This window comes from Bradyrhizobium sp. T-1, assembly GCF_053592855.1.
This window is the reverse complement of record NZ_CM132115.1, coordinates 4793839-4809277: the sequence shown is the minus strand read 5'-3', so window position 1 is coordinate 4809277 and position 15439 is coordinate 4793839. Positions and strand designations below refer to the sequence as shown.

Here is a 15439-nt window from a genome sequence, read left to right as displayed (position 1 = left end):
TCTGGGCGCTTGCCGGTCGAGGCGATCACTCCGGCGCACGGAAGCTCATCAGCGTGCGCGTCTTGTAGTCGTAGAACTTGCCCGTCTCGGTCCAGTCGGGCGCGCACATCGGGACGATGAATTCGGCAACCTGCTCGGGCGTGTCGAGCGTCGCCGGGTCTTCGCCCGGCATCAGCGTTGCGCGCATGCGGGTGCGGACCGGACCCGGGTTGAACAGGTTGACGCGCAGCTTGGTGTTCGCGGTCTCCTGCGCCCAGGCGCGGGCCAGCGTCTCCAGCGCGGCCTTGGAGGCGGCGTAGGGGCTGACATAGGCGGTCGCCTTGTTGGCGGCGCCCGAGGTGATGAATACGGCGCGCCCCGCATCGGACTGCTTCAGCAGCGGCTCCATGCAGCGGATCAGCTGGAAGTTCGCAGAGACGTTGACGGCCATGACGTCGTTGAAGGTCTTCAGCTCGATATGGCCGACCGGCGAGGAGGGGCCGAGCACGCCGGCATTGCCGACGAGGATGTCGAGCTTGCCGTAGCGCTCGTGCAGGCCGGCGCCAAGCCGCGCGATGCCGTCGGAATCGGTGAGGTTGAGCGGCACCAGCGTGGCGCTGCCGCCCAGTTTCCTGATCTCGTCGTCGAGCTCCTCGAGGCCGCCTTGCGTGCGCGCGGTGGCAACGATATGCGCGCCGGCCTTCGCCAGCGCGAGGGCCGTGGCAAAACCGATGCCGCGCGAGGCGCCGGTGACGAGAGCGATGCGGTTGGCGAGAGGTTTGGTCATCGGAAGGCTCTATCCAGCGTCGTCCCGGCGAAGGCCGGGACCCATACGCCGTGACCGTCATGATCGACGAAGATGGTCGTTGCAACCTTCTTCACACCACAGGGAGCTGTGGCTATGGGTCCCGGCACCCGTGCGCAATTGCGCACTAGGCCGGGACGACGAGAGCTTAGCTCGCTTCCGCCAGCAGCGACAGCTGCCGCGGTTGCGGCTCGGTCTGGGTCTGGTCGGTGAGGTGGGTCGGATAGGCGCCGGTGAAGCAGTGATCCGCAAACTTCGGATTGGCGGGGTCGCGGCCGGGCTCGCCCATCGCGCGGTACATGCCGTCGATCGACAGGAAGGCGAGCGAGTCGGCGCCGATGAGCTCGCGCATTTCCTCCAGCGAATGCGTCGCGGCCAGCAGGCCGCCGCGGTCGGGCAGGTCGATGCCGTAGTAGTCGGGATAGAGGATCGGCGGCGAGGCGAGGCGGAAGTGCACTTCCTTGGCGCCGGCATCGCGCATCATGCGCACGATCTTCTTCGACGTGGTGCCGCGCACCAGCGAGTCGTCGATCAGGATGATCCGCTTGCCCTCGATCGCAGCGCGGTTGGCCGAGTGCTTCATGCGCACGCCGGATTCGCGGATCGCCTGCGTCGGCTGGATGAAGGTGCGGCCGACATAGTGGTTGCGGATGATGCCGAGCTCGAACGGCACGCCGGAATGCTGGCTGTAGCCGATCGCGGCGGGCACGCCGGAATCCGGCACCGGCACCACGACGTCGATCGGCACATGGCTCTCGCGCGCGAGCTGCGCGCCGAAGGCCTTGCGCACCTCGTAGACCGAGCGGCCGTGGACGATGGAATCCGGACGGGAGAAATAGATGTACTCGAAGATGCAGGGGCGCGGCGCCATCGGCGGGAACGGCTTGTGGATGTCCTGGCCGTTCTCGTCGAACACGATGACTTCGCCGGGTTCGATGTCGCGCACGAAGCGCGCGCCGATGATGTCGAGCGCGCAGGTCTCCGACGTCAGGATCGGGCAGCCGTCGAGCTCGCCGAGCACGAGCGGGCGGATGCCGCGCGGATCGCGCGCGCCGACCAGCTTCTTGTTGGTGAGCGAGACCAGCGCATAGGCGCCTTCGATCTCGCGCAGCGCGTCGATATAGCGCTCGATGAAGCGGCTGCGCCTGGAGCGCGCCACCAGGTGCAGGATCACCTCGGTGTCGGACGTCGACTGCATCATCGCGCCGTTCTTGACGAGCTCGCGGCGCAGGGTCAGGCCGTTGGAGAGGTTGCCATTGTGAGCGACCGCGAGGCCGCCGGCATTGAGCTCGGCGAACAGCGGCTGCACGTTGCGCAGGATGGTGGCGCCGGTCGTGGCGTAGCGGACGTGGCCGACCGCCATGCTGCCGGGCAAACGGTCGATCACCTCGCGGCGGGAGAAGGTGTCGCCGACGAGGCCGAGGCGGCGTTCGGAGTGAAAGCGGCTACCGTCATAGGAGACGATGCCGGCGGCTTCCTGGCCGCGGTGTTGAAGGGCGTGGAGGCCGAGCGCCGTGATGGCCGCGGCGTCCGGGTGTCCGTAGATGCCGAATACGCCGCATTCCTCGCGGACCGTATCTCCCTCCAGGTCGTCCTGAAGCTCTAGCGCGGCGGAGCCGAGATCGAGTTCAAATTGGGCGTCCTGGTCAGGGTGTCGCATCTCGTCCGCGCCTCTCTTTAGGGCTAAAATCAACGCGCCGCAGGTTTCTCGATCAGCTTCTTCAGGCTGTCACGAGCAGGTTTACTGTACCCGTCGCCACTGCCCGAAGGCTGCTGCTCGGTATCAGCTTGATCATCATCTGGTTTGTTTTTCTTGAATCTCTTCAAGATGGTGTTCTCGGGGTCATCCGGCAAGAGGGACATCAGCCAATCCCCGGTTCCCTGGAGCACCACGCGGGATTTGGCCCCCGTGACCCAGTCCGGGCGCTGCTTGTCCGGCACCAGCCAAGTGAAGAACAGGAACGCGACCACGACGATCAAAAGCCCGCGAGCCAGCCCAAACAGGAAGCCGAGGGTGCGGTCCAGCGCGCCGATGCGCGAATCCAGGATCATGTCGGAGATGCGGACCGTGATCACGGAAACCACGACCAGGGTGCCGACGAACACGCCGGCGACCACGACCACGCTCGCGACCGTATCGTTGTTGAAATAGGTCTTGGCGGTCGGCAGCAGCTTGGAGAACGAATACAGCGTCACGATCGCTGCGGTGCCCCAGGCCGCGATCGAGAGGATTTCGCGCATGAAGCCGCGGACCATGGCAAGCAGGCCCGAGATCAGCATCACACCGAGCAGGATCAGATCGAGGAGTGTTACTGGCATCGGCTGGTCTGGTCCGCTCGTACTCTCAAAGGGTGCTCAGCGAATCGGTGTTTGGCCGCCGTCCTAAGTGACGGGCAGACGGTGCTTCCGGCAAGGCCGTAACCACGCAATCCCATGCTGCTTTTGTGACGGCTGTATAGCGGCGGGGGCGCTGGACGTCACCTCCGGCTACCCCTCTCCACGGCGGAATCTTGCCGGTGTGGCATTTTTCTCCGCTGGCGAGCTCGAGTCGCCGCGGCGGGAGCCCTTGGCGGCGATTTCAGCGACCAGAGTCGTGAGGCTGTTGACCGCGTTCAAGGTCAGTCCGGCATCACCGCCGGCATCTCCTCCACGGGCCGATTCGGGCAGCACGGCGCGCTTGAAACCGAGTTTTGCCGCTTCCTTGAGCCGCGCCGGGGTCTGCGCCACCGGGCGGATGACGCCGGAGAGCGAAATCTCACCGAAATAGACCGCATCGGTGGGTAACTGCGCATTAACCAGGGAGGACACCAGCGCGGCCGCGGCGGCCATGTCGGCTGCCGGCTCGTGGATGCGCAGGCCGCCCGCAACATTCAGATAGACGTCGTGGCCGGACAGCTTGACGCCGCAATGCGCCTCCAGCACCGCCAGCACCATCGAAAGCCGGCTCTGGTCCCAGCCGACCACGGCCCGGCGCGGGGTGCCGAGCGAGGTCGGGGCCACCAGCGCCTGCAATTCGACCAGAACGGGCCGTGTGCCCTCGATGCCCGCAAAGACTGCGGTGCCGGGCGTGCCAAGGTCGCGCTCGGACAGGAACAGCTCCGACGGGTTGGTGACTTCGCGCAGGCCGAGGCCGGTCATCTCGAACACGCCGATCTCGTCGGTCGGACCAAAACGGTTCTTCACGGCGCGCAGGATGCGAAATTGCTGCGAGCCTTCGCCTTCGAACGACATCACGGCATCGACCATGTGCTCGACGACACGGGGGCCCGCAATCTGGCCGTCCTTGGTGACGTGGCCGACGAGGATGATGGCGGCACCCGTCTTCTTGGCAAAACGGATGAGCGCCTGTGCCGAGGCGCGCACCTGCGTGACCGTGCCGGGGGCCGATTCCACCGTGTCGGTCCACATGGTCTGGATCGAGTCGATGACGATCAGCCGGGGGACGGCGCCTTCCGACAAGGTCGAGACGATGTCCTCGACCGAGGTCTCGGCGGCGAGCTGCACCGGCGCATCCGACAGTCCGAGCCGCTCGGCACGCAGCCGCACCTGAGCGATGGCTTCTTCGCCGGAGATGTAGACGATGCGGTGGCCGGCGCGCGCCATCATGCTGGTTGCCTGCGTCAGCAGCGTCGACTTGCCGATGCCGGGATCGCCGCCGACCAGCAGCACCGAGCCGCGGACGAAGCCGCCGCCGGTGACGCGATCGAGCTCGGTCATGCCCGACGACATGCGCGGCGCATCCGGGCTCTTGCCGGCAAGGCTCTCCAGCGCAAACGTCCGGCCCTTGCGCTTGGAGCGGATCGAGACCGGCACGCTGCCGCTGGTATCTTCCTCGGCCAGCGTATTCCACTCGCCGCAGGACTCGCACTTGCCCTGCCAGCGGTTATAGGCCGCGCCGCAGTTCTGACAGACGAAGGAAAGCGTGTTCTTGGCCATGGGGACAGCGAGTCGGAGGTTTCTGATGTGCTGATAGCACGGAACGGCAGGCTGCGCGGGCAGCCGTCAGCGCCCCAATTAGCGCAATTCAACGCGGCCGATACACCCTTCGTTAGCCCTACGCCGCCCCGCCGCGCCGGACTTTGCCAAATGTTAGCGGACGCAAGTCCAGTTTCGGAACCAGGACGGGGTGGCGAAACGAATGATGGCAGTCTTACGCATATTGCTCGCTGTGGGCATGGCCTTTGGCGTTCTCGCACCAGCCGGTCGCGTGATTGCGGCCGATGCAAAGCCGCTCAATATCGTCTTCGTGAACCCGGGCAAGACCGGTGAGGTCTACTGGGACATGGTGGCGCAGACCATGCAGGCCGCCGGCCGCAAGCTCAATGCCAATGTCGAGGTGCTGACCAGCGAACGCAACTACCGCACGATGCAGGAGCTTGGCCTCGGCGTGGTCGCTCGGCCCGACAAGCCCGATTTCCTCATTCTCTCGAACGAGGAGTCCGCCGCCGTTCCGATCCTGGAGGCGGCCGAGGCCGCGGGCGTCAAGACGCTTCTGCTGTCGAACACGTTGATCGGCGAGGATGCGGTGCGTCTCGGACCGCCGCGCCGGACGCTCAAGAACTGGCTCGGCGACATCACGACCGATCTGACGACCGCGGGCGCGCGGATGGCGAATGCGCTGATTGGCGCGGCGCGCAACGAAAAATGGCAAAGCCCGGACGGCAAGATTCATCTGCTCGGGATCGGTGGTGACGAGATCACGCCGGCCTCGATCGCCCGTAATGCCGGCCTCCAGCTCGCGGTCGCGGCGGCGCCCGACGTCGTCGTGGACCGGATGCTGTTCGCGAACTGGACACAATCGGAAGCCGAGCAGGTCGCGGCCAATTATCTCAGCTGGGCGCAGCGCAAGGGCATTCGTCCCGCAGGGATCTGGGCTGGCAACGATCCGATGGCGCTGGGCGCGCTCAAGGCCGTCGCGGCCGCCGGCATCACACCCGGCGAGAGCATCCAGGTGGTCGGCCTCAACTGGTCGGAGGACGCGCTACGCGAAATCAAAGCCGGTCGTCTGCTCCTGACCGATGGCGGTCATTTCCTGCTCGGCGGCTGGTCGATCGTGCTGCTGCGCGACTATGCCGACGGATGCGACTTTGCAGCGGGCTCGCCGCATGTCGAGGTCAAGACGTCGGCGATCACGCGCGACAATCTCGGCTCCGTCGCCGGGCTGATCAAGAGCCGGGCCTTCGACCGGATCGACTTCGCGCGGTTCAGGGCCAAACCAGGGCGTTGCGGCCAATACGACTTCTCGGTGGACACGCTGATCTCATCGTTGTCGCCCCCAAGCAGCGCCGGTGAATGATGCGGCACGGTGACGGGATGAACGGCCCGACGAAGCCTGCGCCATCGCGCTCGGTCGTCCGTGCGATGATCTGGGCCACCGTGCCCGTTCTGCTGCTGGTGCAACTGCTCGCATCCGCCGGCGTCGAGGTCTCGAGCTTCTGGTCGCAGATCAGGCAGCTCGATGCCCGCATTGCGCGCGTCGCTGAGAGCCGCGCCGAATTGATCGCCGAGCCGCTCTGGAAGATGCGCTATGACCAGGTCACGGGGGTGCTCAACGAGGTGATGCACGACGAGACCATCGTGGCCGCCGCCGTCTACGATGACACGGGCGCCGTGATCGCCCGCGTGGTGGCACGGCCCTCGGTGCAGGCTCTTACCGAGGTCTCGCGTCCGGTCGCCTACAGCAACGGCAACATCGCCGTTCAGGCCGGCCGCATCGTGATCGCCTATTCCTACGCGACGCTCTATGCGGACACCGGCAGCAGGCTGGGACTGCTTCTGGTCGTCGGCCTGCTCGGGACGCTCGCGACCATGATCGCGATGCGGATCTCTGCCAACATCTTCATCGGCAGGCCGCTGGCCGCAATGATGTCGGCGATCCAGCGCAGCAAGCAGGACGGCCGCGCCTATCCGGCCGACGTCAAATCGTCGAACGAATTCGGCCAGCTGGCGAGCGCCTTCAACGCGATGCAGCATACGACCTCAGGTGCGCTCGACCGGCTCGGGCACATGGCTTCGCACGATCCGCTCACCGGGCTGCCCAACCGCCGCTCACTGTCCGAACGCCTGGTGACCTTGAGCCGCGATGCCGGCTCGCCGGACGCGCTGATTGCGTTCTGCTTCATCGATCTCGACGATTTCAAGGGCATCAACGACACCTTCGGCCACGATGCCGGCGACAAGTTCCTGGTTCATATCTCCGAGCGGCTTCGTGGCATGGTCGAATGGGAGGATTGGGTCGCGCGGCTCGGCGGTGACGAGTTCGTGGTCATTCGCCCGGAAGTCAGCAATGAAGTGGCCGCGCAAGTCTTCGCTCGGCAATTGCTGGAGGCGATTTCCGCGCCGATCCTGCTCCATGACAAGCAGGTCGTGCCGCGTGCCAGTATCGGGCTTGCCGTGCGCCGTGCCGGTGATCCTGAGCTGTCGCATTTGCCGGCGCTGGCTGACATCGCGCTCTACCACGCCAAGAGCAAGGCGCCCGGCACGGTTGCTGTGCTGGACGAAGCGCTCCAGCGCGACTATCGCCGGCGCAGGGATCTCGAACTCGCCATTCCCGCGGGCTTCTCGGAGCGGCAATTCGAGGTCTGGTATCAAAGCCAGGTCGACATGATGACCCAGGACGTCATCGGTCTGGAGGCGCTCATTCGTTGGCGTCACCCCGAGCATGGTGTGATCAGCCCCGGCGAATTCCTGCCGCTGATCGAACGCAGCGGCAACAACGCGCGCCTGACACGCTACGTGCTGACCGATGCCTGCCGCGCGCTGCAGCAACTCGCCACTGCAGGCAGGCCTCAGATCCGGATCGCGATCAATCTGCCGCCGTCCGAGCTGGCCGATCATTCGTTCGCTGCCGAGTTGCGCGAGACGTGCGAGCGGTTCGGCATCGCCGCCTCGTCGCTCGAACTCGAGATCACCGAGGGGTCGCTGATCAACAATATCGCCAGCGCATCCGATACGCTGCGCCGGTTGCGGCGCCTCGGCGCCACCATCGCGCTCGACGATTTCGGCACGGGCTACAGCTCACTCGCGCATTTGCGGCGCTTTCCCCTCGACAAGGTCAAGATCGACAAGGCGTTCATCCACGAAATTCCCGATAGTGCCGAGGACAAGGCGATCGTCGGCGTCATCGCCTCGCTCGCGGGCACGCTCGGACTGACGTTGGTCGCGGAAGGCATCGAGCGCGCCGAGCAGGCGCGGGCCATGCGCGAGATGGGTGTGAGGCTCGGCCAGGGCTTCCTGTATCACAGGCCGCAGCCGCTCGATGCGGTGTTGCGCGGGCTTGCCGAAGCCGGCGCTGGCGAAGAGCGCGTGCTGGCCGACAGCCCGTCGATTGCGCCGGAATTCGCCGCCTGAGTGCTACGGCTGCGTCGCGTTCCAGAGCATCGAGAGGCCGGCCGCGATCATGATCGCGTCCATCACCAGGCGAAACATCTCCGGCTTCAGGTGCATCACGAAGCGCTTGGCGACGAAGGCGCCGGCCATCAGGGAGGAGCCCGCGATCAGGCCTTTGATGAAGACGTCCAGCGTCAGCGCGCCGAAGCGCTCGAACGTCACTGATTTTGCGAAGTAGAGGCCAAGAGAGGCGGCGGCTTCGGTCGCGAGGAAGGCGCCCTTGGAGAGGCCGTAGAACAGGAACAGCGGCACGCTGAGCGGCCCGGTCGAGACCACGATGCCGGTGAGATAGCCGATGACCGCACCGCCGATTGCGAGATGCCAGAGATTGGCCTGGAGGTCGTGCCGTGCCAGCCAATGCCGCACCGGCACCATCGCGATCAGGAAGACGCCGATAGCGAGATCGACCGCGTGCGAGGGCAGGGCGAGCAGCGTCCGCGCGCCCAGCACCGCAGCCGGGATGCCCGTGACCGAATAGGCTGCGCACGCCCGCCAGTCGACCTCGCGCCACCACGCCAGAATCCGCGAAAAGTTCGCCATCACGGAGGCGACCGCCATGATCGGCACGGCCTCTTTCGGTCCGTAGGCATAGACCAGCACCGGCATCAGCATGATCGACGAGCCTGTGCCGACGATGCCGGAAATGGTGCCTGCGATCAGGCCGACGCTGAGGACGAAGAGGAAGGCCAAGAGGTGGGCTCCGGGAAATTGACGGGTTCCCGATCAGTGCTCGCTGCGCACGGGAGTTCGTCCACGAGACATCCTGCCAGTGTTTTGCCCGACAAGTCAAACAAAATTTCGGAATAACAGCAGTCTGCTGATCTGGCGGGAGCTGGCTACTGTGCATGGGGTTGTTTTTCATGATTTTTCTTGGTGCCGCACTGCTGACAGCATGTTGGCAGCAGGGGCGGGCTATGACCGCCCCCTGACAAAACAGGGAGTGGGTTATGCCGGTCGAGGCAAGCTGTCATTGTGGTGAGACGGTGTTCGAGGTGACGGAGGCGCCTTCAAGCGTGACGCGCTGCACCTGCTCGCTCTGCGCCAAGCGCGGCGCGCTGTGGGCCTATTACACGCCGGCGCAGTTTCGCCTGCTGTCACCCGCCGATAATGTCGCGACCTATCTCTGGGGCAGCCGCACCGTCAAGCATCATTTCTGCGCGAGCTGCGGCTGCGGGACGTTCTCGGAATCGCCGGACTGGTCGACCGGAAAACCCGATTTCGAGAAGCCCAAGGTCGGTGTCAATGCACGCCTGTTCGACGATTTCGATCTCGACGCGGTGCCGGTGAACGTGATCGACGGCAAGAACTTGTGGTGAGCACGATCGGCTCTGCTGCATTTCGGACATCACGGCACCCGGCTTATCTCAACACCACCCAGGCCGGCGCATGATCGCTCGCGCCGTCCTCGCCGCGAATCCTCTTGTCGACATCGGCCTTCGCCAGGCGTGAGACGAGGGCAGGGCTCAGCAGCAGATGATCGAGCCGCAGCCCCGCATCGCGCGGCCAGCGGTTCCGCTTGTAATCCCAGAACGTGTAGATGCGCTTGTCTCCGTGCGTCTCGCGGATCGCGTCGCACCAGCCTTGTTCGATGAGTGACGCAAACGCCGCGCGGCTCTTCGGCTGGATCAAGGCATCCTTGTCCCACGAGCGCGTCGGATAGATGTCGATCTCCGTTGGTGCGACGTTGTAGTCGCCGGCGAGCACCACGGGCAGATCCTGCTTGATGAAGGTTTTGGCGTGGCGCTTCAGTCGCGCAAACCAGTCGAGCTTGTAGTCAAATTTCGGCCCGGGCTGCGGATTGCCGTTCGGCAGGTAAATGCTCGTGACGATGACGCCGCGCACGGCGGCCTCGATGTAGCGCGCCTCGTGGTCATCGGGGCGTCCCGGCAGGCGGTCGCGCGTCAGCACGGGCTCGGCGTCGCGGGCGAGGATAGCGACGCCGTTCCAGGTCTTCTGTCCGCGCCACACTGCGCCGTAGCCGGCCTTTTCGATCGCGGCTGCCGGAAATTCGCCATCACTTGCCTTCAATTCCTGAAGCGCGACAACATCGGGCTTCGCCGCGCGCATCCATGCGAGCAGATTGGGCAGACGGCGGTTGATGTTGTTGATGTTGAATGTCGCAATCTTCATGTAGAGCTACCGGCTCCTGCCTCGTACCCGGAGATACAATGTCCAAACTGAGCTTTGCCGCTATTGCGTTCGCCGTCGCGTTCTCCGGGGCCGCTTCCGCACAATCGGCCGATCCGCGCGGTGCGTGCAAGGCGGACTATGACAAATTCTGCGCCGGCATCGCGCCGGGCGGCGGCCGTATCGTCGCCTGTCTTAACGGCAAGCGCGACCAGCTCAGCGCGACCTGCAAGGCGGCGCTGGATAGCAGGCAGAAGAAATAAGCGGTGCGTCTGTCAGCTCGGCAGCGGCGGCGGGGCCGACGGCTGCTCGATCGTTGGCGGTGAGAGCGGCTGCTCGGCCGCTTGTGCGGGCTCGGGCTTCGCCAGCGGCTCGACCACGTTGCCGCCCTTGTAGACGCGGGCGTAGCGGTGACCGAGGCTGGTGAGCACCTCGTAACCGATCGTGCCGAAATGATGCGCGAGTTCGTCGACGGTGATGCCCTCGCCGAGCAGCGTCACCATGTGGCCGCGCCGCGCCGCGTTCGGTGGCAGATCGGTGATGTCGATCGCGATCAAATCCATCGAGACGCGGCCCGCGACCGGGCAGCGCTTGCCGGCAACGATCACCTCGGCACCACGGGTGCCGTCGTTGGAGCTGGCGGCGCGGAAATAGCCATCGGCATAGCCAACCGCAATGATCGCGAGCTTCGTTGGCCGCCGCGCCGTCCAGGTGCCGCCGTAGCCGACGGTTTCGCCGCGCTCGATGCTGCGGATCTGCACGATGCGCGCCTTCAGGTCGACGACCTGTTGCATCGGGTTGTCAGCCTCCGGCGTCGGATTGACGCCATAGAGCGCGGCACCCGGCCGTACCAGATCGAACTGGAAGGGCGCACCGAGGAAGATGCCTGACGAATTGGCCAGCGCTGCCGGCACGCCGGAGAATTCGCTGGCGATGCCGCGGAAGGCTGCAAGCTGCTTGGCGTTGACGGGGCTGTTGAGCTGCTCGGCCGAGACCAGATGGCTCATCACCAGCGTGATGCCGTGATCGCCGGCATTGATGCGGGGGATGATCGCCTGCGCCTCCGCAAGTGTGAGCCCGAGCCGGTTCATGCCGGTGTCGATGTGGATCGCGGCGCCGCCGGACCAGCCGGTGCGGCGGCAGAACACGTCCCATTCGGCGAGTTCATTGAGGTCGCCGATCACGGGACGGCAGTTGATCTTGGCGTAGTGCTCGCCGGTGTTCTGGAAATAGCCGCCGAGAACGTAGATCGTGGCATCCGGCACCGCCCCGCGGGCGGTGCGCGCCTCCTCGATGGTGGCGACGAAGAAGGTCTTGCAGCCGGCCTTGTTCAGCGCGTGCGCGACCTCGGCAGTGCCGCAGCCATAGGCGTCGGCCTTGATCACCGCCGAGCACTCAGCCGGCACCGCCGTTTTCTCGAGCCTGCGCCAGTTGGCGATGATGGCGTCGAGATCGACGGTGAGCACGCCGCCGTAGGCTGCGAGCGCGGCAGCCTGATTGGCCTCCGCGGAGAGGAGGCCGGATTGCGGGGGCATGTTTGGGTCGGACGCCATTGTCATGGCGCCGTTTTACGCAAGAGGCAGGCCGGGTTCAAGAAACTCAGTAGTCGTTGCCGCTGCGTGCCGGCAGCTGACTGTCCGGCGCGAGGTCGCCGAACCGCGTGACCGAGGCTTCGAACGCCAGATCGACGGTGCCGGTCGGGCCGTGGCGCTGCTTGCCGATGATGACCTCGGCCTTTCCGTGCGCAAGACTCATGTCAAGCTGCCACTTCTCGTGCTCGGGCGTGCCTGGACGGGGCTCCTTCATCGCGAGGTAGTATTCCTCGCGATACACGAACAGCACGACGTCGGCGTCCTGCTCGATAGAGCCGGATTCACGCAAGTCTGAAAGCTGCGGCCGTTTGTCGTCGCGGGATTCGACCTGACGCGAGAGCTGAGACAGCGCGATCACGGGAACGTTGAGTTCCTTGGCAAGCGCCTTCAGGCTGGTCGTGATCTCCGTGATTTCCTGCACGCGGCTGTCGCTGGAGCGCTTACCCGAGCCCGAGAGCAGCTGGATGTAGTCGATCACGAGCAGATCGAGGCCCTTCTGACGCTTGAGCCGGCGCGCGCGCGCCATCAATTGCGCGATCGACAGGCCGCCGGTCGCGTCGACATAGAAGGGCAGCGACTGCAGCTCGATCGAGACCTCCCGGATCTTGTCGAAATCGGCTTCCGAGATACCGCCGCGGCGGATGTGGGAGGAGGGAACGCCGGTGCGCTCGGCCACGATACGCGTGGCGAGCTGGTCGGCCGACATTTCGCAGGAGAAGAAGCCGATGACGCCGCCATTGGCGGCCTTGGTGGTGCCGTCGGCCTGGAGTTCCGGAACGTAGGCTCGTGCGACGTTGTAGGCGATGTTGGTCGCAAGCGAGGTCTTGCCCATGCCGGGACGGCCCGCGACGATGATGAGATCGGAGTGCTGCAGGCCACCCATCTTGGTGTCGAGGTCGCGCATGCCCGTCGAGATGCCGGACAGCTTGCCGTCGCGCTGGAACGCCTTTGCCGCGAGATCGACCGCGACCGCCAGTGCCTGCGAGAACTTCTGGAAGCCGCCGTCATAGCGACCGGATTCGGCAAGCTCGTAGAGCCGGCGCTCGGCGTCCTCGATCTGCGCCCGCGGTGCGAAGTCGACAGGGGCGTCATAGGCGACGTTGACCATGTCCTCGCCGATGCCGATGAGGTCCCGCCGCAGCGCAAGATCGTAGATGGTACGCCCATAATCCTGCGCGTTGATAATGGTGGTGGCTTCGGCTGCGAGCCGCGCAAGATACTGGCCGATGGTCATGCCGCCGACGTCGGTATCCGCAGGCAGGAACGTCTTCAGCGTCACGGGCGTGGCGATCTTGCCCATCCGGATCAGGCTGCCGGCGGTCTCGTAGATCGTCTGGTGCAGCGGCTCGAAATAGTGCTTCGGCTCCAGGAAGTCGGAGACCCGGTAGAAGGCATCATTGTTGACTAGGATCGCGCCCAGAAGGCTCTGTTCCGCCTCGATGTTGTGCGGCGCGCTCCGATAGGCGGGGGTTCCCGGTTCGGGAGCAAGTTTGAGGACGTTCGAATCAGTCAGGGCCATGGTCGAGCGATAGCAATTTTCTGGGGCGGATGCGGGGCCGGGATAAAGCGCCGCCTCAGTCCAAAGCGGAAGCAAAAGCTCGTCGCTATCAACCGATCTTAAAAGCGGTGGATGATTAGCAGCCGCAGCATGCGCCGCGCTTGACGGATTTTTGCGGAACTCGAGCCAAAGTGGCCGCGATCGCGCCACGGAAAAATCCGGATGCGGTGAACCTAATGAATTGCCGTGCAGACCTATTTAAGAGCGTGCGACAGGACGCACTGGCGCACCAAGTGCGGGTTCAGACCAGCAGGAGGTAGACCAGCGCCACCAGGGCCGCGCCGACGCCGGTGGCGATCAGCGCGTAATCGGTGCGGAGGTCGTCCTGCACGTCGAATGAGGTTTGGGTCTCTTTGCTCATGGCGACGGTCTAAGGCAGGCCCGTCGAGAGGAATGTGAACCAGATCACATCTCCCCGGATTCTTTCGGGAGTAGGACAGGGAACAGGCGGTGGAGCCGGGGATTGTCTCCAGCGACCCGCCAACAGGGAACGAGGCAAGCGATGCGGCCAGAACGGCAGCGCCAGATTTGGCGAAGCGAGGCAGGCAGGCGGCTTTGGTTGTCCGGGCTGATCGCGGCCATGGAGCACGCCGAACAGCCTGAAATCCGGCGTCAGCCGGTCGCACCCGAAACCCTCGCGGGATTGCGCGCCCAGCTAGCGTTACCGGCGTCTTTCCGGGTATCGCCGATTTCGACCCTGCGTCATTAGGATTCATTCACCAGCGAGTTTCAGCTTCGGCTTGGCACCGCTCTCGAGGGCGCGCAGCCGGGCTTCTTCACCTGCAATATAATCGCGGGTCATGGGGACCACACCCTGGCGGCGCGCGAGCTGAACCTGGAAGTTCATCATGTCCTGCTTGCGGAACGTCATCTCGCAGGCGGCGAGATAAAATTCCCACATCAGCGCGAAGCGCTCGTCGTACAGCTGCACGGCTTCCTCCCGGCGCGCCATGAAGCGTTCCCGCCAGGCCTTGAGCGTCTCTGCATAATGCAGGCGCAGAATCTCGATGTCGCAGACCAACAGCCCGGCGCGCTCGATCGCGGGCAGCACCTCCGACAGCGACGGGATGTAGCCGCCGGGGAAGATGTACTTGGCGATCCATGGATTGGTCGAATCCGGGCCCTGCGAACGGCCAATCGAGTGCAGCAGCATAACGCCGTCCTTGCTGAGCAGTTCGGCGCAGCGCTGGAAATACGTGTCGTAGAACCTGGCTCCGACATGCTCGAACATGCCGACCGAGACGATGCGGTCGAAGGGGCCGTCGATGTCGCGATAGTCCTGCAGCAGGAAACGTGCCTGTCGCGCCAGACCCTTTTCGGCGGCGCGCGCGTTCGCAACCTGCAACTGCTCCGTCGACAACGTCACGCCGGTGACGTCGGCGCCGGCGATCTCGGCGAGATAGAGGCCGAGCCCGCCCCAACCCGAGCCGATGTCGAGCAGGCGCTGGCCGCTTCTGACCAGCAGCTTTGCAGCGACGTGCCGCTTCTTGGCGAGTTGCGCGTCGTCGAGCGTGGCGTCCTGCGTCTCGAAATAGGCGCAGCTATATTGCTTGTCGGCGTCGAGAAAGAGCGAATAGAGCCTCGCATCGAGGTCGTAATGATGCGCGACATTGTTGCGTGAGCGTATTCGCGGATTGAACTGCTTCAGGTGGCGGGTGAGATAGCGCAGGTGCCACCACGGCCTTGCCCAATGCGGCAACAGGTCGGCTTGATCGAGCAGGATCGCGAGGGCATCAGCTACGCTGCCGCGCTGGACGACGAACTCGCCATTCATATAGGCCTCGCCAAGCCCAAGCTCGGGATTGATGAGGACTCTCCTTTGTGCGTCGGCCGTGACGAAGCGGACTTCCACCGGCTCACCCGAGCCGTCGCCGACGCTGAATTTCAATCCTCCCGCCGTGGTGACCGTCATCGACCCGCGGCGGATGAATTGAGACAAGAACCTACGCAACAAGCGGTCCATAGACACCAACCTCTCGAGCGAACCCG

Annotated in this window: 13 protein-coding genes; 4 read left to right on the top strand and 9 right to left on the bottom strand. The window is 64.9% G+C overall.

Going from position 1 to position 15439, the window contains the following annotated elements:
- Positions 1–25: 25 nt before the first annotated feature.
- The 4 genes from ACWAT4_RS23365 to radA form a co-directional block, all read right to left on the bottom strand.
- Complete coding sequence (locus ACWAT4_RS23365) at positions 26–766, bottom strand: SDR family NAD(P)-dependent oxidoreductase (RefSeq protein ID WP_449728155.1); 741 nt, start codon at positions 764–766, stop codon at positions 26–28.
- Between the two features lie 166 nt (positions 767–932).
- Positions 933–2444 carry an amidophosphoribosyltransferase gene (gene purF, locus ACWAT4_RS23360; protein ID WP_212299352.1) on the bottom strand — a complete coding sequence of 504 codons (1512 nt, stop codon included), beginning with the start codon at positions 2442–2444 and terminating at the stop codon, positions 933–935.
- A 29-nt stretch (positions 2445–2473) separates the two neighbouring features.
- On the bottom strand, positions 2474–3103 hold the full coding sequence (locus tag ACWAT4_RS23355; protein ID WP_027535210.1) for a CvpA family protein: 630 nt from the start codon (positions 3101–3103) through the stop codon (positions 2474–2476).
- A gap of 168 nt (positions 3104–3271) precedes the next feature.
- Complete coding sequence (gene radA, locus ACWAT4_RS23350; RefSeq protein WP_212299353.1) at positions 3272–4720, bottom strand: DNA repair protein RadA; 1449 nt, start codon at positions 4718–4720, stop codon at positions 3272–3274.
- Positions 4721–4922: 202 nt separating this feature from the next.
- Between radA and ACWAT4_RS23345 the strand changes: the two genes are divergently transcribed.
- Positions 4923–6080: an ABC transporter substrate-binding protein gene (locus tag ACWAT4_RS23345; protein WP_212443716.1), complete on the top strand. Its 1158-nt coding sequence runs from the start codon at positions 4923–4925 to the stop codon at positions 6078–6080.
- A complete protein-coding gene (locus ACWAT4_RS23340; protein ID WP_449731249.1) occupies positions 6080–8134 on the top strand; it encodes a putative bifunctional diguanylate cyclase/phosphodiesterase in 2055 nt (684 codons plus the stop codon). Before ACWAT4_RS23345 ends, ACWAT4_RS23340 begins: the two co-directional genes overlap by 1 nt.
- Positions 8135–8137: 3 nt before the next feature.
- Here the strand turns inward: ACWAT4_RS23340 and ACWAT4_RS23335 are convergent, their stop codons facing one another.
- Positions 8138–8863 (bottom strand): sulfite exporter TauE/SafE family protein, encoded by a 726-nt coding sequence (locus ACWAT4_RS23335; protein ID WP_212443715.1) that lies wholly within the window; start codon positions 8861–8863, stop codon positions 8138–8140.
- Positions 8864–9120: 257 nt separating this feature from the next.
- On the opposite strand from ACWAT4_RS23335, the gene ACWAT4_RS23330 reads away from it, so the two are divergent.
- The gene (locus tag ACWAT4_RS23330) at positions 9121–9489 is read left to right on the top strand and encodes a GFA family protein (RefSeq protein WP_212299356.1); all 369 of its coding nucleotides are present in this window, start codon (positions 9121–9123) and stop codon (positions 9487–9489) included.
- 43 nt (positions 9490–9532) lie between these two features.
- On the opposite strand, the gene ACWAT4_RS23325 is transcribed toward ACWAT4_RS23330, so the two are convergent.
- Positions 9533–10303, bottom strand: coding sequence for an exodeoxyribonuclease III (locus tag ACWAT4_RS23325; protein ID WP_212299357.1), 771 nt, complete (start codon positions 10301–10303; stop codon positions 9533–9535).
- Positions 10304–10341: 38 nt separating this feature from the next.
- On the opposite strand from ACWAT4_RS23325, the gene ACWAT4_RS23320 reads away from it, so the two are divergent.
- A complete protein-coding gene (locus ACWAT4_RS23320) occupies positions 10342–10563 on the top strand; it encodes a cysteine rich repeat-containing protein (protein WP_212427989.1) in 222 nt (73 codons plus the stop codon).
- A gap of 12 nt (positions 10564–10575) precedes the next feature.
- On the opposite strand, the gene alr is transcribed toward ACWAT4_RS23320, so the two are convergent.
- The 3 genes from alr to ACWAT4_RS23305 form a co-directional block, all read right to left on the bottom strand.
- Positions 10576–11835 carry an alanine racemase gene (alr, locus tag ACWAT4_RS23315; RefSeq protein ID WP_449728154.1) on the bottom strand — a complete coding sequence of 420 codons (1260 nt, stop codon included), beginning with the start codon at positions 11833–11835 and terminating at the stop codon, positions 10576–10578.
- Between the two features lie 64 nt (positions 11836–11899).
- Complete coding sequence (locus tag ACWAT4_RS23310) at positions 11900–13411, bottom strand: replicative DNA helicase (protein ID WP_212299360.1); 1512 nt, start codon at positions 13409–13411, stop codon at positions 11900–11902.
- Between the two features lie 751 nt (positions 13412–14162).
- Positions 14163–15413: an SAM-dependent methyltransferase gene (locus tag ACWAT4_RS23305; protein ID WP_212299361.1), complete on the bottom strand. Its 1251-nt coding sequence runs from the start codon at positions 15411–15413 to the stop codon at positions 14163–14165.
- Between the last annotated feature and the right edge of the window lie 26 nt (positions 15414–15439).